We start from the raw sequence: 21,415 nt of genomic DNA on the forward strand, positions 1-21,415 counted from the left end.
GCTCATCCCAGCGACCGCGCGACGATGTCGCGCACGTCGGCGGACAGGGTCGCGGTGGCGGCCACCCGTTCCAGAGCCGCGCGCGCCAGCGTCCGCCGCCCCGCCTCCAGCCCCCTCCAGCTCCGGAAGGCCGAGAGGAGCCGCGCCGCCACCTGCGGATTGCGCGGATCGGTGGCGATGACCACCTCGGCGAGGAAGGCATAGCCCGCCCCGTCCGGCCGGTTGAACTGGGTCTGGTTGCCGCTGGCGAAACTGCCGACGAGGGCGCGCAGCCGGTTCGGATTGGTCATGGCGAAGGCGGGATCGGCGAGCAGGGCCTTGACGCGGTCGAGCGTCGCCGCCTCGGGGATCGCCGCCTGGAGCGCCAGCCACTTGTCGAGGATCAGCGCATCGGCGCGGTAGCGCTCGCGGAAGGCCTCGAGCGCCGCCTCGCGATCGGCACCCGGGTGCTGCGCCAGCACCGCCAGTGCGGCGAAGCGGTCGGTCATGTTGTCGGCGTCGCGGTGGCGGGCCGCCACCGTCGCGAGGCGGTCGGCCTCGCCGCCCGACGCCCACAGGTCCAGCGCCACGTTGCACAGCGCCCGCCGTCCCGCCGCGGCGGCATCCGGCGAGTAGGGGCCGGGCGTCGCGAAGCGCGACAGGGCGTCGGAGAGGGTGCCGTCGAGCCGGGAGCGGATGGCGAGCCGCAGCGCCCGGCGGGCGGCGTGGATCGCATCCGGGTCGACCTCGGCGCCGAGTTCGCGCGCGATGTCGGATTCGGAGGGAAGGGTCAGCGCCTGCGCCGCGAAGGCCGGATCGCGCCCGGCATCGGCCAGCACGGCGGCGAGGGCGTCGGCGAGGATGTCGACGCCGCCGGCCAGCGCGGCGCCCTTGCGGCTCGCCGCCACCAGATGATCCGTCGCCAGCGTCTGGATCGCCTGCCAGCGGTTGTAGGCGTCGCCGTCGTGGCGGGCGAGAAAGCCGAGATCGGCGGCGGTCAGATCGGTCTTCAGCACGATCGGGGCGGAGAAGCCGCGGTTGATGGAGAGGACCGGCCGCGTCGGATGCCCCGAGAAGGTGACGCTCTTCTGCGCCGCGTCGAGGGCGATGACGCCGGGCACCGCCTTGCCGTCCTCGGTGAAGAGGGGACGCTCCGCCCCGTCCGGGCCGATCAGCCCGAAGGCCAGCGGCAGGACCATGGGCTGCTTCACGTCCTGGCCCGGCGTCGGCAGATGGGTCTGCTTCAGGTCGACGGTGAAGGTGCCGGCGACGGGATCGTGGCGGGTGGCGACGGCGACCTGCGGCGTGCCCGACTGGCGATACCAGAGGAAGAACTGGGTGAGGTCGCGTCCGCTCGCCTCGGCGAAGCAGGCGATGAAGTCCTCCACCGTCGCGGCGTCGCCGTCGTGACGCACGAGATAGAGATCCATGCCGCGCCGGAACGCCTCGGCGCCGATGAGAACCTTCAGGGCGCGGATGATCTCCGCCCCCTTCTCGTAGACCGTCGCCGTGTAGAAGTTGTTGATCTCGTGGTAGATTTCAGGGCGCACCGGGTGCGACAGCGGCCCCGCGTCCTCGGCGAACTGGTGGCTCTTCAGGAGGCGCACGTCGGCGATGCGCTTTACTGCGCGGGAGCGCATGTCGCCGGAGAATTCCTGGTCGCGGAAGACGGTGAGGCCCTCCTTCAGGCAGAGCTGGAACCAGTCGCGGCAGGTGATGCGGTTGCCGGTCCAGTTGTGGAAATACTCGTGGGCGATGATGGCCTCGATCGCCGCATAGTCCTGGTCGGTGGCCGTGTCCGGCAGGGCGAGGACGTATTTGTCGTTGAAGATGTTGAGGCCCTTGTTCTCCATCGCCCCCATGTTGAAGTCCGACACGGCGACGATGTTGAAGACGTCGAGGTCGTATTCGCAGCCGAAGGCCTCCTCGTCCCAGCGCATCGAGCGCTTCAGCGCGTCCATCGCGTAGGCGCAGCGATCCTCCTTGCCGTGCTCGACGAAGATGCCGAGCTTCACGACGCGGCCGGAGCGGGTGGTGAAGGTGTCGGAGACCTCCGCGAGGTCGCCGCCCACGAGGGCGAAGAGATAGCTCGGCTTCGGGTGCGGATCGTGCCAGACGGCGTAGTGCCGCCCGTGGGGCAGGTCCCCGGCCTCGACGAGGTTGCCGTTGCCGAGGAGGACGGGCGCCGCCTTCTTCTCCGCCTCGATGCGCGTCGTGTAGACGGCGAGCACGTCCGGCCGGTCGGGGAAATAGGTGATGCGGCGGAAACCCTCCGCCTCGCACTGGGTGCACCAGGTGCCGGAGGAGCGGTAGAGCCCCATGAGCTGGGTATTGGCCTGTGGGTCCACCACCGTCTCCAGGGTCAGGCGGAAGGGGCCGGCAGGCGGATTGTGGATGACGAGACGGTCGGCCGTCGCCTCATAGGCCTCCGGCGCCGGCGTCCGTCCGTCGATGGCGATGGCGGCGAGGGTCAGCCCGTCGCCGTCGAAGACCAGCGGAGCGCCCGCGATCCCCTGCGGATGGGGCTCCACGGCGAGCACCGCCGTGACGCGGGTGGCGGTCGGGTGCAGCACGATGTCGAGGTGCACGGTCTTCACCACGTGGTCGGCGACCCGGTACTCGGAGAGCTTCACCGGCTTTGCCTGTTCGCTGCGCATGACCTGATCCTCGGATGCCGACGGGGCCCGACCTTTACGGCGACGGCGCAGGGGAGGGAAGGGCGCGGACCGGCTCGGTATGGCCGACCACGCGGATGACCCGCGGCTGGCTGCGGCGGAAACCCCGCTCGATCGTGTCCACCGCCTCGTGCACCGCCTCCACCGTCAGGGCGGGATCGGCGCGGCAGTGATAGGTGACCACCAGTCCCTGCGCGGTGTCGCGCACCCGGACGCTGTGGACGTCGGTGATCTGTCCGGTGGTGGCCGCCAGCGCCGCGAGCGCGGTCGCGGCCTCCGTCACCTGAGTTGCGGCGGCGTCGCTGCCCACCAGCATCTCCACCTGCAGCGGCTCGATATGGGTCTCGACCTCGACGTCCGTGCCGAGTTCGCCGCCGATCGCCGCCTCCAGCCGGCTGGCGATCTCGTGCGCCTCGCCGAGGGTCAGGGCCCCGTCCACCTCGAGATCGAGGCCGACGCAGAGCCGCTCGCCGAGATGCTGGACGGTGACGTGGTGGACGGCGAGGGCATGGCGCCGCGCGGTCAGGTGCACCCGCTCCATCACCGTCTCGTCGTCGAGCGCGACGGGCTCGGTCGTGACCGTCGTCACGGTGCCGCCATGGGCGCCCGCCGCTGCCGCGCCGATGGCGGACTTGATCTCTGCCACCCTTTCGAGAGGCAGGGTGCGGTTCACCTTCACGGTGATCTCGGCCAGCGTGTCGGTGCCGACCTCGCGCAGCCGGACGCTGTCCACCCCGACGACACCGGGCACGGCGCCGACCGCCTCCATCACCGCCTCGGTCGCCCCCTGCGGCGCCCGGTCCATCAGCGTGTCGATGGTGCGGCGGCCGAGATTCCAGCTCATCACGCAGATGATGACGGCGACCGCGATGGCGGCGACGGCGTCGGCCATCGGATAACCCACCCAGACGAAGAACAGGCCGGCCAGCACCACCGCAGAACTCGCCATGTCGGCGGCGAAATGCAGCGCGCCGGATTCGAGCGCGTGACTGCCGGTCTCCTTCGCCAGGCGGCTCATGATGCGGACGCGCCAGTAGTCCACGGCGATGACCGCGACCATCAGGCCCGCCATGATTGGCGTCACCTCCACCGGGTGGCCGCCGCCCGTCAGCCGCCGCACCGCCTCGGTCACGACGATGCCGGAGACGAGGAAGAGGAAGGCCGTCTCGGCGAGGGCGGCGATCGATTCGACCTTGCCGTGGCCGTACTGGTGCTCCTCGTCCGGCGGCTTGTCGGCGAGACGCACGGCGTAGAAGGTCAGCACGGTGGCGGCGGTGTCGACGAGGCCATGGGCGGCCTCCGCGAGGATTGCGATGGAGCCGCTGGCGAAACCGACCGCCGCCTTGGCGGCCGTGAGCACCACCGTGACCAGGATCGAGGCCAGCGCCGCCTTCTGCTTGATGGAGACCATGGTCGCGCATCCCCGGCCGTGGAGTGAAGCGGAGGCCTAGTCGCTGCCCCGCCGCAGGTCAATCGCGGTGCGCTTCGCCACCCGCCCGACGCGCGGCAGCCGGACGCGCCGGGCCTTGACGGGGCGATGGCTCCGGGCTCCGCTGCCGCCGATCTCCGCTTTTCGGACATGCCATGACGCCCATCGATCTCGACGCCCAGTACAACAACCGCGCCATGGTGCCCGACCATCCCGCCGTCATGGCCGGCTGGGCGGCGGATGCAGAGGCCTATCGCGCGGCACGGCCCGATGCCGGTCTCGACCAGGCCTATGGCACGGGCGAGCGCCACCGCTATGACCTCTTCCCCGCCGCGGCGCCGCGGGCCGGAGCGCCGATCGCCCTCTTCATCCACGGTGGCTACTGGCAGGCGCTCGACAAGACCTCCTTCAGCCACATGGCCGCAGGCGCCAACGCCCACGGTCTCGACGTGGCGGTGATGAGCTACGACCTGTGCCCCCAGGTGAAGCTCGCCAAGATCGTCGACGACGTGGTCGCCTGCATCCGGGTGCTGCGCGAGCGCACCGGCCGCCGCATCCTGCCCTTCGGCCATTCCGCCGGCGGCCACCTCGCCGCCTGCATGGCCGCGGCCAACTGGCCGCGGATCGGCGAGCCGGCCGACATCGTCGCCGCCGCCATGCCCATCTCCGGCCTCTTCCACCTGGCGCCGCTGGTGCCGACCTTCGTCAACAGGGCCATGGGCATGGACGCGGGGGAGGCGGCTTCCCTCTCGCCGCTCGTCTGGACGCCGCCGAAGGGCCTGAAGGTGACGGCGGTGGTGGGGGGAGAGGAATCCGCCGAATATCACCGCCAGACCCGCACGCTGTGCGAATGCTGGGGCGCGCTGGGCGCCCGGACACGGGAGATGGTCGTGCCCGGCGCCAACCATTTCACCGTGATCGCGCCCTTCGCCGATCCTTCTTCGGCCCTGACGCGGGAACTGGTTGCGCTGGCGGGTTGATCGACCGCAAGGTCCGAGGGGGGCGGACATGGGACCATGCCTCATCGCATCCCCGGAGGCCTCATGTCGTCCCCCCGCCTGCTGCCCGCCCTCCTCGTGCTCGCCCTGACGGCCGGCGACGCCCTCGCCCAGAGCCAGCGGGTGCTGGTCCAGCGCGGCGAGACGCTGGTGCGCCAGCACTGCGCCCTCTGCCACGCGGTGGGGCGGACGGATACGAGCCCCTATCCCAACGCGCCGCTGTTTCGCGAGCTGTCGAAGCGCTATCCGGTCGACGTGCTGGAGGAGGCCCTCGCCGAGGGCTTCACCTCCGGCCATCCGGCCATGCCGGAGTTCACCTTCTCGGCGGAGCGCGCCGCGGCCATCGTCGCCTATCTGAGCTCCATCCAGACCGAGCCGAACGCCCGCCCGCAGAGACGGTGAGGGCCACATCCGTCGCGGAGGCAGGCCGCTCCCGGCGTCATCACCCGTCACCCCCGGCGAGACCGAAGGCCGAGGGAAGGGGGGCCATGGGCCATCGGGCGCTCCCTTCAACTCCTGGATCCCCTTCCCCTCGCTGCGCTCGGCCGGAGGTGACGGGGTGTGAGTGCACCACCTCCCCCAAAAGCAAAGGCCCGGCGCGACGGCCGGGCCTCCATGTCTCACGACAAGCCGCCGGCGATCAGAAGAACGCCTGGATACCGGTCATGGCGCGGCCGAGGATCAGCGCGTGCACGTCGTGGGCGCCCTCATAGGTGTTGACCGTCTCGAGGTTCACCATGTGCCGGATGACGTGGTACTCGGCCGAGATGCCGTTGCCGCCGTGCATGTCGCGGGCCATGCGGGCGATGTCCAGCGCCTTGCCGCAATTGTTGCGCTTCATCAGCGAGATGGCCTGCGGCGCGAAGGAATGGTCCTCCATCAGCCGGCCGAGGCGCAGGGCGCCGTGCAGGCCGAGGGTGATCTCGGTCTGCATGTCCGCGAGCTTCTTCTGCACGAGCTGGGTGGCCGCCAGCGGCTTGCCGAACTGCTTGCGGTCGAGCGTGTACTGGCGGGCGCGGTGCCAGCAGTCCTCGGCGGCGCCCATGGCGCCCCAGGCGATGCCGTAGCGGGCGCGGTTGAGGCAGCCGAACGGGCCCGACAGGCCCTTGGCGTTGGGCAGCATGTTCTCGGCCGGCACGAAGACGTCGTCCAGCACGATCTCGCCGGTGATCGAGGCGCGCAGCGAGATCTTGCCCTCGATCTTCGGGGTGGAGAAGCCCTTCATGCCGCGCTCGACGATGAAGCCGCGGATGGCTTCGTCCGTCTTGGCCCAGACCACCGCCACGTCCGAGATCGGCGAGTTGGTGATCCACATCTTCGAGCCTTTGAGCACGTAGCCGCCGTCCACCTTCACGGCGCGGGTCTTCATGCCGGCCGGGTCGGAGCCCGCGTCGGGCTCGGTCAGGCCGAAGCAGCCGACCCACTCGCCCGAGGCGAGCTTGGGCAGGTACTTCTTGCGCTGCTCTTCCGAGCCGTAGGCGTAGATCGGGTACATGACGAGGGAGGACTGCACCGAGCAGGCCGAGCGATAGCCCGAATCGACGCGCTCCACCTCGCGGGCGATGAGGCCGTAGGCGACATAGCCGAGGTCGGCTCCGCCATACTCGGAGGGGATCGTCGAGCCGAGCAGGCCGAGTTCGCCCATCTCGGTCATGATCTCGCGGTCGAAGCGCTCGTCGAGGAAGGCCGAGGTGACGCGCGGCAGCAACTTTTCCTGGCAATAGGTGCGGGCGGTCTCCTGCACCATGCGTTCCTCTTCGGTCAGCAGCCCGTCGAGGTTCAGCGGGTCTTCCCAGTTGAACTCCTCGTTGTCCTTCACGTAGGAGCCGGAGGCGGGGGTGAGCGCGGCGACGGCCATGGCGATGATCCTCAAGCGAATGGTGGCGCTGTCTTAGGCCAAAGGCCGGACAGCGCCAAGCGCCGGATCGTCATAGCGCGCCTGCCGCGCCCGCGCGATGCGGCATGGTCGCGAGCCGCGCGAGGGGCGAGGCGAGGGAGACCAGTGCCGAGGCGGCGAAGGCCGCCGCGACGAGGCCGAGCGCCGCGTCGAGGCCGAACATCGCCGCGACCCCACCGCCGGCGAGGGCTCCGAGCGGCCTGACGCCGTAGATCGCGACCTGGATGGTGGCGGTGACCCGCCCCATCAGCGCCGGCGGCGTCACGATCTGGCGGACGGAGGTCTGCATCACCAGCCAGAGCATGGGTCCGAAGCCGATGAGCCCGAAGGCGAGGGCCGCCATGGCGAGCCCGCCGAAGGACGGAGACAGCGCCATCAGCACCGCGCCGAGGGCCGAGGAGACGGGTCCGAAGAGCAGCACGGCCCGAGGCTGCACCCGCGCGAAGACGAAGGGCGCGACGGCGGCGCCGGCGATCATGCCGAGCCCGTTGATGCCCTGGGCGAGGCCGGCGCCTGCCGCATCCGTGCCGAGCCGCGTCAGGGCGAAGGGCACGAAGACCGCGATGAGGGCGACGAAGGCGAAGTTCCAGAACACGGCGCAGAGTCCGATGGCCCGCAGCAGGGGGTCTGCGACGACGAAGCGGGCGCCCTCGGCGATGGCGGTGAACAGCGCAGGCTTCGTTGCCGGCGTCGGCCGTGCCGCGAAGTGCAGGGTCGCAGCGCAGAGGAGGGCGGCGAGGGCGAGGAGCGCCGCCAGGGGGTAGCCGGCGAGCGGCGAGACGCGGGTGGCGAGGAAGCCGACCAGGAAGGGCGCGGCGGTGCTCGCCATGGCCCGCATCAGCTCGATCCGGGCATTGGCTCTCGGCAGGTCGGCCGGGGCGACGATCTCGGGCACCAGTCCGATCTGGACCAGGACGAAGGTGACGGTGCCCGCCGCCGAGAGGAAGGCTGCGGCGCCGAGCAGCGCCACCTGGCCGAGAGCCGCGGCGGCAAGCGCCGCCAGCGCTCCGGCGAAGGAGAGGGTCAGCGCCGCGAGCAGGACAGTCCGGCGCGGCAGGCGGTCGACGATCACCCCGGCGGGCAGCGAGACGAGGAGCCAGGCGGCGGTCTGCGCCGCGACCAGCACCCCGACGAGGCCCGGCCCCGCCCCGAGTACGAGAACCGCGGTGACCGGCAGGGCGGCGAGCGCGATCTGGTCGGCGGCCTGCACGAAGCCGGCGGTGGCGAGGAGTCGGGCGAAAGGGGAGGGTGAGGTGGTCTCGGTCATGGGCGGGTCTCCATGACCCGTCGTGACAGGGCGGCGCGCCGGCCGACACCCGATCTCTCCGCCCGTTTCCTGAGCTCACCCGATCAATTGGAAGCGGTCGACGTCGACGAGGCCTCGGTCGCTGATCTTCAGGTGCGGAATGACAGGCAGCGGCAGGAAGGCGACCTGCAGGAAGGGCTCGGCCAGCATCACGCCGAGGCCGGTCGCCGCGGCGCGCAGGTCTTTCAGCGGCTGGATCAGCTCCTCGAAGGGGAGGTCGCTCATCAGCCCGGCGATGGGCAGGGCGAGTTCGGCGAGGACCCGGCCGCCCTCCACCACCACGAAGCCGCCGCGGATGGCGACCAGCCGGTTCACCGCCGCCGCCATGTCGGCATCGTCCGCGCCGACCACGCAGATGTTGTGGCTGTCGTGGCCGACGGACGAGGCAATGGCGCCGCGCTTCAGGCCGAAGCCGTGGACGAAGCCGCGGCCGATATTGTCGTTGATGCCGTGGCGGGCGACGACGGCGACCTTGACCGCGTCCTGGTCGAGATCGGGCTGCATGGCACCGCCGACGACCGGCAGGTCCATGGTGAGGTGGGCGGTGATGATCTTGCCGGGGATGACGCCGATGACATGGGCGGTGGCCCCCGTCGCCGGCACGCGGAAATCCTCCGCCGAAACGGGCCGCGCCTTCATGCTGTCGAGCCCGACCGGGGCGACCGGCACCTTCCCCGCATACGCATCGGGCCCGACCAGCACCCCGCCGGCGATGACGTCGGAGACGGCGCAGGCCTCGAGGTCGTCGAGGAGGACGATGTCGGCGCGCTTGCCCGGCGCGATCATGCCGCGATCCCTGAGGCCGAAGGCGGTGGCGGCGGTCAGCGAAGCCGAGCGGTAGGCGGCGAGCGGCGGCACGCCGAGGCTGATGGCGGTGCGGATGAGGAAGTCGAGATGGCCTTCCTCGGCGATGTCGAGCGGGTTGCGGTCATCGGTGCAGAAGGCGAGGAAGGGGGAGGTGGCGACCGTCAGGAGCGGCGCGAGAGCGTGCAGGTCCTTCGACACCGAGCCCTCGCGGATCAGCACCGTCATGCCCTTCTGGATCTTCTCCAGCGCCTCGTCGGTGGTCGTCGTCTCGTGGTCGGTGCGGATGCCGGCGGCGATATAGCCGTTGAGGTCGAGCCCGCCCAGCAGCGGCGCATGCCCGTCGATGTGCCGGTCGGAAAAGGCGGCGATCTTGGCGAGGCACTCGGCGTCGCCGTTCACGACACCCGGAAAGTTCATGAACTCGGCGAGGCCGATCACCTTGGGATGGTCGCGCCAGGCGACGAGATCCTCGACGCCGAGCCGCGCCCCGGCGGTTTCCAGATGCGTCGCCGGCACGCAGGACGAGAGCTGCACCCTGAGGTCCATCACCGTGCGGCCGGCCCCCTCCAGCATGTAGGCGATGGCGGCCGGGCCCAGCACGTTGGCGATCTCGTGCGGGTCGCAGATGGCGGTGGTCACGCCGTGGCGGGTGACGCAGCGGTCGAACTCCATCGGCGTGACGAGTGAACTCTCCACGTGGAGATGGGTGTCGATGAAGCCCGGCACGGCGATGCGGCCGCGCCCGTCGATCTCCCGCAGGCCGCGATAGCCGCCATAGGTGCCGACGATGGTGTCGCCGCAGATGGCGATGTCGGTGACGAAGAGATTGCCGGTGACGAGGTCGAAGAGGCGGACGTTGCGGATGACGAGATCGGCTTCGCCCGCGCCGCGGCCCTGGGCGATGCGCCGGGTGAGGGTGTCGGGGGTGAGGCGTGCCGCCGTCACGGCCGGCGCACCCGTTCGAGCACCAGCGGACGACCTCCCTCCGCCGGGTCCTTGGTGAAGCCTGCGGGGCCGAGCAGGAAGGACAGGCTGTTGCCGTCGAGGCCGTAGAGCACGAGCTTCGGCGCCTCGATGCGCCAGGAGGCGAGCCTCAGCCGCGTCACCGATGCCTGGCAGCCCTGGGGCGTGACCCTGACCGCATAGCTCTCCTGGCCGCCTGGCGGCGGGCGGTCCGACAGATGCACGCGGCAGAGGATTTCGCCGCCGGGCCGGCGCATCACCCAGTCGCCGAAGGCGTCGCGGGCGTTCGGCACCCGGTCGACGCCGTCCGGCGCACGGACCAGCACATAGCCCGGGTCCGGCTCCATGGCCGAATAGGAGGCATCTTCGTTTTCGCGGAACGCCAGGAGCGTCTGCCGTGTCGGGCCGAGGAAACTCAACCCATCCACCGGGTGCCAAGCCGCCGCATCGGCGATGACGGGCACGCGCCGGGCGCAGTCGGGCGACGTCGTCAGGCCGTAGCCGCCGATGGAGGTCGTGGTCGCCAGCGTCACCCGGCAGCCCGGCTCGCCGTTCGCCGGCGCGACGAGCCAGGTTCCGGCCAGCGTCCGCAGGATGGACGGGTCGATGCCCTGCGCCTGGGATGGCGCGGCCAAAGCGAGGGTGAGGAGCGTGAGGGCGGCGCGGATCATTCCGGATGATCCCACGCCGCCGTCCGTTTGTCAGGCCACCCGGGCGAACTGGAAGTTGCGGCCCGGCGCCGCGTCGAACAGCGCCCGCGTATAGGGGTGCTGGGGCGCGGCGAAGATGTCGGCGGTCTTGCCGTGTTCCACCACCACGCCGTTCTGCATCACCGCGATGCGGTCGCAGATCTGCGCCGCGACGCGCAGATCGTGGGTGATGAAGAGCACGGCGAGGTCGAACTTCTTGCGCACGTCGTCGAGGAGGTCGAGCACCTGGGCCTGCACCGACACGTCGAGGGCCGAGACCGCCTCGTCGGCGATGAGGATTTCCGGCTCCATCGCCAGCGCCCGGGCGATGCAGATGCGCTGGCGCTGCCCGCCCGAGAACTGGTGCGGATAGCGGTCGAGGGCATCGGGCGACAGGCCGACCAGCTTCATCAGGTCGCGGGACTTGGCGATGGCGTCGGCCTCGCTCATGCCGAAGTTCATCGGCCCTTCGATGATGGAGGCGCCGACCGAACGTCGCGGATTGAGCGAGCGATAGGGGTCCTGAAAGACGATCTGGCAGTGTTTGCGATGCGGCCGGAGCTGGCGCTCGGGGAGATTGGCGATGTCCATGTTGCTGACGACGATGCCGCCCGAGGTCGGCGTGATCAGCCTGGCGATGCAGCGTGCGACCGTCGACTTGCCCGAGCCCGATTCGCCGACGATGCCGAGCGTCTCGCCACGCCGCACGCGGATCTCCACGTCGGAGGCGGCGCGCACCTCGCGCTTCTTCTGGAAGAAGCCGCCGCCGCCATAGACCTTGCAGAGCTTCACCGTCTCCAGCGCCAGCTCGCCCGTCCGCTCCTCGCGCACCGGCGGAGTGAGCGTCGGCACGGCGTTGATCAGCATCTGCGTATAGGGGTGCTGGGGGTTCTTCAGCACCTCGGTGGCCGTGCCGGTCTCCACCACCTTGCCGCGCTGCATGACGACGACGCGGTGGGCGATCTCGGCGACGACGCCGAAATCGTGGGTGATGAACAGCACGCCCGTGCCGCGGCGCTCCTGCATCTCGGCGATGAGCTTCAGGATCTGCGCCTGCGTGGTCACGTCGAGGGCGGTGGTCGGCTCGTCGGCGATCAGCAGCACGGGATCGAGCACCAGCGCCTGGGCGATCATGATGCGCTGGCGCTGGCCGCCCGAGAGCTGGTGCGGATAGGCGTCGTACATCTTCGCCGGATCGGGCAGCCGCACCGAATCCATCACCGCCAGCACCTTCTCCTTGCGCTCGGTGGCGCCGAGGCCGGTGTGGATGCGCAGCACCTCGTCGATCTGCTCGCCGCAGGTGACGACCGGGTTCAGCGCCGTCATCGGCTCCTGGAAGATCATCGACATCCGCGTGCCGCGCAGGTCGCGCAGCCGGCTGGCGCTGGCCTCGAGGACATTCTCCCCTTCGAGGAGGATCTGTCCGCCGGTCGCCTTGAGCTGGCCCTTGGGCAGCAGGCCCATGACGGCATGGGACGAGACGGACTTGCCCGAGCCGGATTCGCCCACCACGCAGACGATCTCGCCGGGGTACACGGCGAAGGACACGTCCTCCACCGCGTTCCTGCGGTCGGCGCCTTTCGGCAGTTCGACCGTGAGGTTTCTGATGTCGAGGATAGGGGCGCTCATCCGCGCTTCTCCATTTTCGGATCGAGCGTGTCACGCAGACCGTCGCCGAGCATGTTCACGGCGAGCACCGTGAGGGCGAGGAAGATGCCCGGATAGAGGATGTTGTGGGGGAAGATGCGGAAGAGCTGGCGCCCCTCGGCCATGATGTTGCCCCAGGTCGGCACGTCCGGCGGAATGCCGATGCCGAGGAAGGACAGGATGGCCTCGACCAGGATCGCCGAGGCACAGATGAACGTGCCCTGCACGATGAGCGGGGCCACCGTGTTCGGCAGGATGTGGCGGATGACGAGCTTCACCGTCGGCGTGCCGGAGACCACGGCGGCCTCGACATAGGGCTCCTCGCGTACCGACAGCACCACCGAGCGAACGAGGCGCACGACGCGCGGCACCTCCGGCACCACGATGGCGATGATGACCGATACCAGGCCCGCCCGCGACAGCGACACCACGGCGATGGCGAGCAGGATGGCGGGAATGGCCATCAACCCGTCCATGATCCGCATGATGATGCTGTCGAGCCAGCGGATGTAGCCGGCGACCATGCCGATGACGAGACCGATGCTGACCGACAGCACCGCCACGGCGACGCCGATGAAGATGGAGACCCTCGCGCCGTAGACGACGCGGGAGAAGACGTCACGCCCCAGCGTGTCCGTGCCCATGTAGTGCTTCACCGTGGCACGCGTGCCGTCGTCGAGGCGCATGGTGCTCTCGGCCATGGGATGGCGGTTGCGCGCGCCCGGATTGATGGCGGTGGGGTCGGAGGTGGCGATCAGCGGCGCGATCAGGCCGATGAAGACCATGACGAGGACGATGGCGAGGCCAACGACCACGTTGGGGCTGCGGAAGAGCTTGCGCCAGACCGTGGGTTTTGCGGGGGCCGGGACGGCGGGCGCTTCGGCGCTCGCGAGCGGCTCGGTGGAGGCTGGGGCGGTCAATAGCGGATCCTCGGATCGAAGATCGTGTAGGACAGATCGACGAGCAGGTTGATCAGGACGTAGACGAGGGAAAAGGCGAGGATGATCGCCTGGATGACGGGAAAGTCACGGGCGAGAACGGCGTCCACCGTCAGGCGGCCGAGGCCGGGGATGGAATAGACGCTCTCGGTGACCACCACGCCGCCGATCAGCAGGGCGACGCCGATGCCCACCACCGTGACGATCGGCACCGCGGCATTCTTCAGGGCGTGCTGGAACAGCACCTTCATCTCCGTCTGACCCTTGGCGCGGGCGGTGCGGATATAGTCCTCCGACAGCACCTCCAAGACGCTGGTGCGGGTCATGCGGGCGATCAGCGCCACATAGATGACGGAGAGCGTGAAGGCGGGCAGCACGAGGCTGCGGAACCACGGCCAGATGCCGTTGCCGATCCGCTGATAGCCCTGGACGGGGAACCAGCCGAGCTTGATGGCGAAGATGTAGATCAACAGATAGCCGATCACGAAGACCGGCACCGAGAAGCCGATGACCGAGAAGCCCATCACGATGCGGTCGATCCAGGTCCCCTGCTTGTAGGCGGCGACCACCCCGAGCGGGATGGCGATGACGACGGCGAGGACGATGGTCAGGAAGGCCAGCGACAGGGTCGGCTCGATGCGCTCGGAGATGAGCTCGAACACGGTCTTGCGGAAGAAGAAGCTCTCGCCGAGCTCGCCGCGCAGCAGGCCCCCGAGCCAGATGAAGAACTGCTGCAGGATGGGCTGCTCGAGGCCGAGCTTGGTGCGGATGTCGAGAATCTGCTGCGAGGTGGCGTTGTCGCCGGCGATGATCGCGGCGGGGTCGCCCGGCGTCAGGCGCAGCATGAGGAACACCATCACGGCGACGGTGAACAAAACGGGGATGGTCGCCGCGAGGCGTCGGAGAATATAGGACAACATGGGAATTTTCGGCCCGCTGCAAGGGAAAGGCGGCGGCCGGGACGCGCCCGGCCGCCTGTCGTCATTTCCTTACGCGCCGCGGCCCTTCTCGATGTTCCAGAACACCGGAGCCGGGGCCTCGAGCCAGCCGGAGATGTTCTTGCGGTGGGCGCCCGGCGAGTACCACTGACCCAGATGGATGTGGGTCGGGGCTTCCGAGACGCGGCGCTGCACCGCCTCGGCGATCTGCTTCTGCTCGGCCGCGGTGGCGGCGCGGGCATAGCGGGCGCGCAGGGTCTCGATCTCCGGGTCGCTCGGCCAGCCGAAGGCCGCCTTGTCGCCCGAGGCGTTGAAGAAGCCGGCCATGACCGGATTGAGGATGTCGGCCGCCACCCATGAGGTGAGCATGGCGCTCCAGCCGCCCTGGGTCGGCGGGTCGCGCTTCACGCGGCGGGCGACGACCGTCTGCCAGTCCATGGACTGCATGTCGACGACGAAGCCGGCGCGCTCGAGCAGCGACTTGGCCACCGGCGCCAGGTTGGTGAGCACCTGCAGGTCGGTCGAGTGCAGCAGCACCACCGGTTCGCGGTTGTAGCCGGCCTCCTGGAGGAGCTGGCGCGCCTTGGCGAAGTTCGACTCCAGCTTGTCTTCCATGCCGGCCATGGTCTCCAGCGGCGAGCCGCAGACGAACATGGCCTTGCAGACCTTGTAATATTCCGGATCGCCGATGGTCGCCTTCAGGAAGTCCTCCTGGTTCAGCGCGTAGAGCACCGCCTGGCGGATCTTCGGGTTGTTGAACGGCGCCGTCGTGTGGTTGAAGCGCATGGTGTACTGGTTGCCCAGCACGTTCCAGTTGAACAGCTTGATGTTGTCGTCGGACTTCAGCAGCGGCAGAAGGTCGTGGCTCGGCGCCTCGATGATGTCGATCTCGCCGGCCTGCAGGGCGTTGATCGCCTGCTGCTGGTCGGTGATGACGCGCCACTCGACGCGGTCGACCTTGGCGACCTTGCCGCCGGCGAGGCCGTCGGCGGGTTCGGAGCGCGGCTTGTAGCCGGCGAACTTGGCGTAGACCGCCTTGTCGCCCGGCTTCCATTCGTCACGCACGAACATGAACGGGCCGGAGCCGATGAACTCGGTGATCTGCGTGTTCGGGTCGGTCTCGGCGACGCGCTTCGGCATCATGAAGGGCACGTTCGAGGACGGCTTGCCGAGGGCGAACAGGAGGAGGCCGGTCGCTTCCTTCAGCTTGATCTCGAAGGTCTTGGGGTCCTTGGCCTCGATCGAGCCGACGAAGCCCATCACGGTCTGGCCGAGCGGATCGCGGGCGGCCCAGCGGCGGATGGAGGGGATGATGTCGGCCGTCGTGACCGGCTGGTTGTCGTGCCACATCAGGCCGTCGCGCAGCGTGAACGTGTAGGTCAGCTTGTCGTCGCTGACCGTGTACTTGTCGACCATCTGCGGCTGCACCTGACCCTTGGAGTCGAGGGCGAACAGCGTGTCGTAGATCATGTAGCCGTAGTTGCGGACGATGTAGGCGGTCGTCCAGATCGGATCGATGATGCGCAGGTCCGAGTGCATCACGACGCGCAGCACGTTGGCCGCGCCCTGGGCGGAGGCCCCTGTCGAACTCGCCAGTGCGCCGGCCGCGGCGGCGCCGGCCATCACGGTGCGGCGGGACAATTTGACGGATTTCATGATGACTCTCCCCTGGAACTCCGCAGCCGGGATTGACCCCTGATCGACCCCTGGCCGCGAGAAGGTCGGATCAGACGACGCTTGGTCGGAAGGTGTCAATCCCGAAGCGCAGGCAACTGTCGCGCAAAATCCGTGCAGACGGCTGAGAGTTAGGCGCGGGCATGCGACAACGGGACGCGCGCGAAGGGCCGCTCCGATTCGAAGGCCCGCATCGCCCGGAGCACCGTCGCCTCCTGCCGCTTCCAGCCGACGATCTGCAGGCCGATGGGCAGGCCGTCGCCGTCGAGGCCGCAGGGCACCGTCCCCGCCGGCTGCTGCGTGACGTTGAAGGGCGGCGTGTAGGGGCACCAGTCGGTCCACAGCGGCCCCCAGGACTCCTCGCCGGCGAAGCCAGGCGGCGGCAGGTCGGCGCCGAGCGGGATGGCTCCCGTCGGCATGGTGGGGGTGATGAGCAGGTCGTAGCGGGTGAAGAACTCGGCCATGGCGATGACGGTCTTCGTGCGCCGGTAGAGCAGCGCGTCGATGAGCTGGGCGGCGGAGAAGCGCGAGCCGGTCTCGGCGCAGGCGACGAGGCCCGGGTCCATCTGCTTGCGCTGTTCGTCGCTGAAGGACGAGAGCGCCAGCGCCGCGCCGGCGTTCCAGATGTCCCAGGCGATGGGGGCGGGGTCCTCGATCGGCGGGTCGACCTCCTCCACGATGGCGCCCATGGAGGCGAAGGTGGCGGCGGCGGCTGCCACGGCGCGCTCCACCTGCGGGTCGAGCTTCTTCACGAAACCGAGGCGCGGCGAATAGGCGATGCGCAGACGGCGCACGCCCTCGTCGAGGCCGATGCCATAGTCGGGCGCCGGCGTGTTCCAGGCCATGGGGTCGCGGGCGTCGGGCCCGGACAGGATGGTGAGGAGGGCGGCGACCTCGCGCACGTCCCGGGCGATGGGGCCGAGATGGGCGAGTTCGCCCATGACCGAGATCGGATAGGCCGGCACCCGGCCATAGGTCGCCTTGATGCCGGCGACGCCGCAATAGGCGGCGGGGATGCGGATGGAGCCGAGGCCGTCGGAGCCGAGATGGAACCGGCCGATGCCGAGCGCCGCGGCGGCCGCGCCGCCCGAGGTCGAGCCGCCGGCGGTGCGCGCGGGGTTCCAGGGGTTGCGGGTATGGCCGGTCAGCGGCGAGGAGGAGAGCCCGATCCAGCCGAATTCCGGCATGGTCGTAGTGCCGAGGATGACGAGGCCGGCGTCCTTGCAGCGCGCGGTGACCGGCGCGTCGAAGGTCACGGGATCACGCGGGACGACCTTCGATCCCTTCAGCGACGGCCAGCCCGCCACCGCCATGTTGTCCTTCACGGTGACGCCGACCCCGTCCACCGGGCTCAGCGGCTCGCCCTTCGCCCAGCGCGCCTCCGATTCGCGCGCCCAGGCGAGCGTCCGCTCCCGGTCGATCAGCGCGAAGGCGTTGACGCTCTCCTGGCTCGCCTCGGCCCGGTCGAGGGCGTCCTTCGCCGCTTCGACGGGCGACAGGGTCCGGCGCCGGAAGGCGTCGGCCAGAGCGAAAGCATCGAGTTCGGATATGGCGGTGGAATAGATCGGCATGACGGCACTCCCGCCGCGAAGGCTGCCACGACAGGGCGACCCGGCGTAAGGGGGTGTTGCGACCACGTGTCATGCGGAGCGCGGGCGGCGCCTCCGCCGCAGCGCCTTGATCTCGGCGATCCGCTCGACGTCCTCGACCTGCAGGTAGCGGCCCCTTTCGAGGATCTCCAGCGTGTATTCCTCGTAGGTGAGGCCGAGCCGGTCGGCTTTCTCCATGCGGAACCGCATGACGTCGGCCGAGACGCTCTTCCACGCCTCCCGGTGCGCCCGCTTCCAGTGCAGGAAGACGTGCGGATCGCCCTTGCCCCAGGGCGGCCCCTCGTAATCCTCCAGCGGCGGCCCGCCATTGTGGCGCGGCGAGAGATCCTGCTGTTTCGCGACCGGCTCTACGGCATCCCGGTCTCGGGGGGCAAGGGGCAGCCTGCGCAGCCGCATGGGATCATCCATTCTCGGGTGGTGGACGATGATTCCATCATCATGGAACTTGCGCAAGGGCGGTGCCGCACATCAGGCCCCGGTGTATGGAATGGGTCGGGCACGCGGGGGACGCCATGAACGCTGTGGACAATTGGGGCGATCGCGCCCGCATCGGCCTCTTCATCGTCGGACGGGAGGTGGTGCCCGAGGCGGAGTGGTGGGCCATGCGACCCGCCGGCGTCTCCGTCCATGCCGCCCGCGTCACCTCTGCTTCGCCCTGGGCGCCCTGGACCGCCGACCGGACCGGCGCCGGCCTCTCGCCCGACCTCTCCCGCGGCTGCCGCGACTTCACCGCCATCGCGGCGGACGTGGCGGTTCTCGCCCATTCGTCCAGCAGCTTCGTCGGCGGCCCCGGCTGGGACGAGGCGGCCGTCGCGGCGCTCGCCGCCGAGCTGCCCGCCGGGACCATCGCCACGACCAACGGCCTCGACATGCGCCTGGCGCTCGCGGCCCTGGGGTCGAAACGGCCGTTCCTCGTCATGCCGGCCTGGATGAGCGATGCCCTCGTCGCTTCGGCCCTGGCCTATCTCGAGGCTCATGGCTTCGCCGCTCCCGCCGCCTGGCGCTACCGGCCGCTCGACAAGTGGCGCGGCATCCCGCCCGATGGCCTCTATCCCGCGGGCATGGCGACGGACCAGGACACCGGCTCGCTGTTCGACCAGGTGGTGCGGGAATGTCCGGCGGACGCCGATTCCATCCTTCTGGCCGGCACCGGCCTGCGCTGCGTCGCCGTCATCGAGGCGCTGGAAAAAGCCCTCGCCCGTCCCGTTGTCACCGCCAACCAGGCGAGCCTCTGGCGGGCCCTGCAGGCGGCCGGCGTCGACGCGCGGGTCGATGGCTACGGTGGCCTGCTCCGCGGCTGACGCCCCGCACCCGGGCAGGGCGGCCTTGCCCGCGGCGCACTCCTCCTCCGCGTGCCGATCGGCATGATGCCCCCTTCCTTCACCGCAGGCCCCGTTCCCATGATCACCCACGATACCCAAGCCGCGCTCGATCGTCTGATGCGCTTCCTCGCCGTCGAGGGCATCACCGGCCAGGAAAAGGCTATCGCCGAGGACGTCGCCAAGGCGCTGGTCGAGGCCGGCGTTCCGGCCGAGGCCATCGCCTATGACGATGCCAACACGCGCATTCCCGTCCCCACCGAGACCGGCAACCTGATCGTCAAGATCCCGGGCCGCGGCGCCCTCAGCAACGGCGAGCCGCTTCTCTTCTCCACCCATCTCGACACCGTGCCGCTCTGCGCCGGCGCCAAGGCGCGCATCGTCGGCGACAGGATCGTCTCCGGCGGCGACACGGCGCTCGGCGGCGACAACCGCACCGGCTGCGCCGTGCTCGTCTCCCTCGCGGCGGAACTCGCCAAGCAGAACCTCGACCATCCGCCGCTGGTGCTCGTCTTCTGCGTCCGCGAGGAGAGCGGCCTCTGGGGCGCCCGCTACATCGACCTCGACATGGTCGGGCCCGTGGCCATGGGCTTCAACTACGACGGCTCCCGCCCCGCCGACGTCGTCACCGGCGCGGTCGGCGGCGACGGCTGGTCGGTCGAGATCTTCGGCCGCGCCTCCCATGCCGGCGTCGCGCCGGAGCGCGGCATTTCCGCCAGCATGATCGCCGCCATGGCGCTTGCGGACGCCCAGGCCGGCGGCTGGTTCGGCAAGGTGGTGAAGGGCGACAAGGCCGGCACCAGCAATGTCGGCACCGTCGCGGGGCGTGACGGCCGCGGCGCGGGCGACGCCACCAACGTCGTCACCGACTACTGCTACGTGGAGGGCGAAAGCCGCAGCCACGACATGGCCTTCGTCGACGCCATCACCGACGCCTTCGAGGCCGCTTTCGTCAAGGCCGCCGCCACCCTCGTCAGCAGCGAGGGCAAGACCGGGCGCGTCGAGTTCAAGCGCCAGCGCAAGTATCACTCCTTCGCCATCGACCGGAACGCGCCGGTCGTGCAGCGCGGCATCCAGGCCATCGAGGCCATCGGTCTGACGCCCAACCCGCGCCTCGTCAACGGCGGTCTCGACGCCAACTACCTGACCCTCCACGGCGTCCAGACGGTGACCTTCGGCGCCGGCCAGAACGAGGCGCATACCGTCGACGAGTGGGTCGACATCCCCGCCTTCCAGAACGCCTGCCGCCTCGCCATCGCGCTGGCGACGGCACGCTGACGCGTTTCGACCAGGGGTGCCGCCGGTCCGCCGGCGGCACCCGCCCCAACCAGAACAGAGCCGCCGATGCGCGGCCATCAGGGAGCTTCGTCCATGGCCCATCCGCGCCCCTATCGCGGCGTCTTTCCCGTCGCGCCCACCATCTTCCACGAGGACGGCACACTCGACCTCGACGGCCAGCGCCGCTGCATCGACTTCATGATCGATGCGGGGTCTCAAGGGCTCTGCATCCTCGCCAATTTCTCCGAGCAGTTCGTCCTCACCGACGCGGAGCGCGAGACGGTGATGCAGGCGGTCCTCGCCCATGTGGCGGGCCGCGTGCCGGTCATCGTCACCACGACCCACTTCGCCAGCCATATCTGCGCCGAGCGCTCCAGGCGCGCGCAGGACCTCGGCGCGGCGATGGTGATGATCATGCCGCCCTATCACGGCGCCACCTTCCGCGTCGGCGAGCCGGCCATCGAGGCCTTTTTCCAGAAGGTCTCGCAGGCGATCTCCATCCCGATCATGATCCAGGACGCGCCGGTCGCCGGCACGCCGCTGTCGCCGGCCTTCCTCGCCAAGATGGCGCGGGAGATCGACAACGTCGCCTATTTCAAGATCGAGGTGGCCCAGGCGGCGGCGAAGCTGCGGACCCTCCTCGAACTCGGCGGCGACGCCATCGTGGGGCCGTGGGACGGCGAGGAGGCGATCACCCTGATGGCCGATCTCGATGCCGGGGCCACCGGGTCGATGACCGGCGGCGGCTATCCCGACGGCATCCGCACCATCATCGATCCCTATCTCGCGGGGGACCGCGAAGCGGCGAAGGCGGCCTATGAGCGCTGGCTGCCGCTCATCAACTACGAAAACCGCCAGTGTGGGCTGGCGGCTGCGAAAATCCTGATGAAGGAAGGCGGCGTCATCGCCTCCGCGGCGGTGCGCCATCCCTTGGCTCTTCCCCATCCGGCGGCTCAGGCCGGCCTGATCGAACTGGCGCGCGAGCGGGGTGCGATGGTGCTCAACTGGGGGCTTTGAGCACCATCGCGGACCGTCGGGCCCGGTAGGGCCGTCCGGTCGTCTGCCGCACCGCCATTTCGGCGTCGCGGAACTCGACGCGGCGGCGAGGATCGGTGTCACCGGAGGCGGGGAGGGGCTCCCGGTCGTCTCCGGCATGCCCACCGCTCGACCGAGGGCGGGACAGGCGGAAAACGTCGGCGGCTTTCGACGGTTCCCTGCGGCCGCGGCCGCGACGCCGTTTTTACCGCGACCATCTGTCGCCATGCCGA

At 69.9% G+C, this 21,415-nt stretch carries 17 protein-coding genes; 5 read left to right on the plus strand and 12 right to left on the minus strand.

Annotated features, from left to right (window positions below; all coding sequences use genetic code 11):
• Window positions 1–2: 2 nt before the first annotated feature.
• Both pepN and C6569_RS02860 read right to left on the minus strand, forming a co-directional pair.
• On the minus strand, window positions 3–2,636 hold the full coding sequence (pepN, locus tag C6569_RS02855; RefSeq protein WP_106747417.1) for an aminopeptidase N: 2,634 nt from the start codon (window positions 2,634–2,636) through the stop codon (window positions 3–5).
• Window positions 2,637–2,670: 34 nt separating this feature from the next.
• Window positions 2,671–4,065, minus strand: coding sequence for a cation diffusion facilitator family transporter (locus C6569_RS02860; RefSeq protein WP_106747418.1), 1,395 nt, complete (start codon window positions 4,063–4,065; stop codon window positions 2,671–2,673).
• Window positions 4,066–4,238: 173 nt separating this feature from the next.
• Here C6569_RS02860 and C6569_RS02865 point away from each other — a divergent pair, with 173 nt between their 5' ends.
• Entirely contained in the window at window positions 4,239–5,063 is an 825-nt protein-coding gene (locus tag C6569_RS02865; RefSeq protein ID WP_106747419.1) for an alpha/beta hydrolase, read from the plus strand.
• Between the two features lie 63 nt (window positions 5,064–5,126).
• The gene (locus C6569_RS02870; protein WP_106747420.1) at window positions 5,127–5,483 is read left to right on the plus strand and encodes a c-type cytochrome; all 357 of its coding nucleotides are present in this window, start codon (window positions 5,127–5,129) and stop codon (window positions 5,481–5,483) included.
• Between the two features lie 238 nt (window positions 5,484–5,721).
• Here C6569_RS02870 and C6569_RS02875 read toward each other — a convergent pair whose 3' ends face one another.
• The 10 genes from C6569_RS02875 to C6569_RS02920 all read right to left on the minus strand — a co-directional run bounded on the left by C6569_RS02875 (window position 5,722) and on the right by C6569_RS02920 (window position 17,946).
• A complete protein-coding gene (locus C6569_RS02875) occupies window positions 5,722–6,939 on the minus strand; it encodes an acyl-CoA dehydrogenase (protein ID WP_106747421.1) in 1,218 nt (405 codons plus the stop codon).
• Between the two features lie 70 nt (window positions 6,940–7,009).
• Window positions 7,010–8,245: an MFS transporter gene (locus tag C6569_RS02880; RefSeq protein WP_106747422.1), complete on the minus strand. Its 1,236-nt coding sequence runs from the start codon at window positions 8,243–8,245 to the stop codon at window positions 7,010–7,012.
• Between the two features lie 75 nt (window positions 8,246–8,320).
• Window positions 8,321–10,036, minus strand: a complete 1,716-nt coding sequence (ade, locus tag C6569_RS02885; RefSeq protein ID WP_106747423.1) for an adenine deaminase — start codon at window positions 10,034–10,036, stop codon at window positions 8,321–8,323.
• On the minus strand, window positions 10,033–10,725 hold the full coding sequence (locus C6569_RS02890; RefSeq protein WP_106747424.1) for an AprI/Inh family metalloprotease inhibitor: 693 nt from the start codon (window positions 10,723–10,725) through the stop codon (window positions 10,033–10,035). Before C6569_RS02890 ends, ade begins: the two co-directional genes overlap by 4 nt.
• Window positions 10,726–10,755: 30 nt before the next feature.
• Complete coding sequence (locus C6569_RS02895; protein WP_106747425.1) at window positions 10,756–12,372, minus strand: ABC transporter ATP-binding protein; 1,617 nt, start codon at window positions 12,370–12,372, stop codon at window positions 10,756–10,758.
• A complete protein-coding gene (locus C6569_RS02900; protein WP_106747426.1) occupies window positions 12,369–13,310 on the minus strand; it encodes an ABC transporter permease in 942 nt (313 codons plus the stop codon). The genes C6569_RS02895 and C6569_RS02900 overlap by 4 nt, the downstream gene beginning before the upstream one ends.
• Window positions 13,307–14,248 carry an ABC transporter permease gene (locus C6569_RS02905; RefSeq protein WP_106747427.1) on the minus strand — a complete coding sequence of 314 codons (942 nt, stop codon included), beginning with the start codon at window positions 14,246–14,248 and terminating at the stop codon, window positions 13,307–13,309. The genes C6569_RS02900 and C6569_RS02905 overlap by 4 nt, the downstream gene beginning before the upstream one ends.
• Before the next feature lie 69 nt (window positions 14,249–14,317).
• Window positions 14,318–15,922, minus strand: a complete 1,605-nt coding sequence (locus tag C6569_RS02910) for an ABC transporter substrate-binding protein (protein ID WP_215905782.1) — start codon at window positions 15,920–15,922, stop codon at window positions 14,318–14,320.
• A gap of 149 nt (window positions 15,923–16,071) precedes the next feature.
• Window positions 16,072–17,511, minus strand: coding sequence for an amidase (locus C6569_RS02915; RefSeq protein WP_106747428.1), 1,440 nt, complete (start codon window positions 17,509–17,511; stop codon window positions 16,072–16,074).
• 69 nt (window positions 17,512–17,580) lie between these two features.
• Window positions 17,581–17,946: a hypothetical protein gene (locus tag C6569_RS02920; RefSeq protein ID WP_106750871.1), complete on the minus strand. Its 366-nt coding sequence runs from the start codon at window positions 17,944–17,946 to the stop codon at window positions 17,581–17,583.
• Window positions 17,947–18,062: 116 nt separating this feature from the next.
• On the opposite strand from C6569_RS02920, the gene C6569_RS02925 reads away from it, so the two are divergent.
• The 3 genes from C6569_RS02925 (at window position 18,063) to C6569_RS02935 (ending at window position 21,164) form a co-directional block, all read left to right on the plus strand.
• Window positions 18,063–18,851, plus strand: a complete 789-nt coding sequence (locus C6569_RS02925; RefSeq protein WP_146144722.1) for an aspartate racemase/maleate isomerase family protein — start codon at window positions 18,063–18,065, stop codon at window positions 18,849–18,851.
• Window positions 18,852–18,950: 99 nt separating this feature from the next.
• Window positions 18,951–20,147: a M20/M25/M40 family metallo-hydrolase gene (locus C6569_RS02930; protein ID WP_425440696.1), complete on the plus strand. Its 1,197-nt coding sequence runs from the start codon at window positions 18,951–18,953 to the stop codon at window positions 20,145–20,147.
• Window positions 20,148–20,240: 93 nt separating this feature from the next.
• Window positions 20,241–21,164, plus strand: coding sequence for a dihydrodipicolinate synthase family protein (locus C6569_RS02935; protein ID WP_181313885.1), 924 nt, complete (start codon window positions 20,241–20,243; stop codon window positions 21,162–21,164).
• The last annotated feature ends 251 nt before the right edge of the window (window positions 21,165–21,415 follow it).

It is taken from the genome of Phreatobacter cathodiphilus (assembly GCF_003008515.1).
GTDB lineage: Bacteria > Pseudomonadota > Alphaproteobacteria > Rhizobiales > Phreatobacteraceae > Phreatobacter > Phreatobacter cathodiphilus.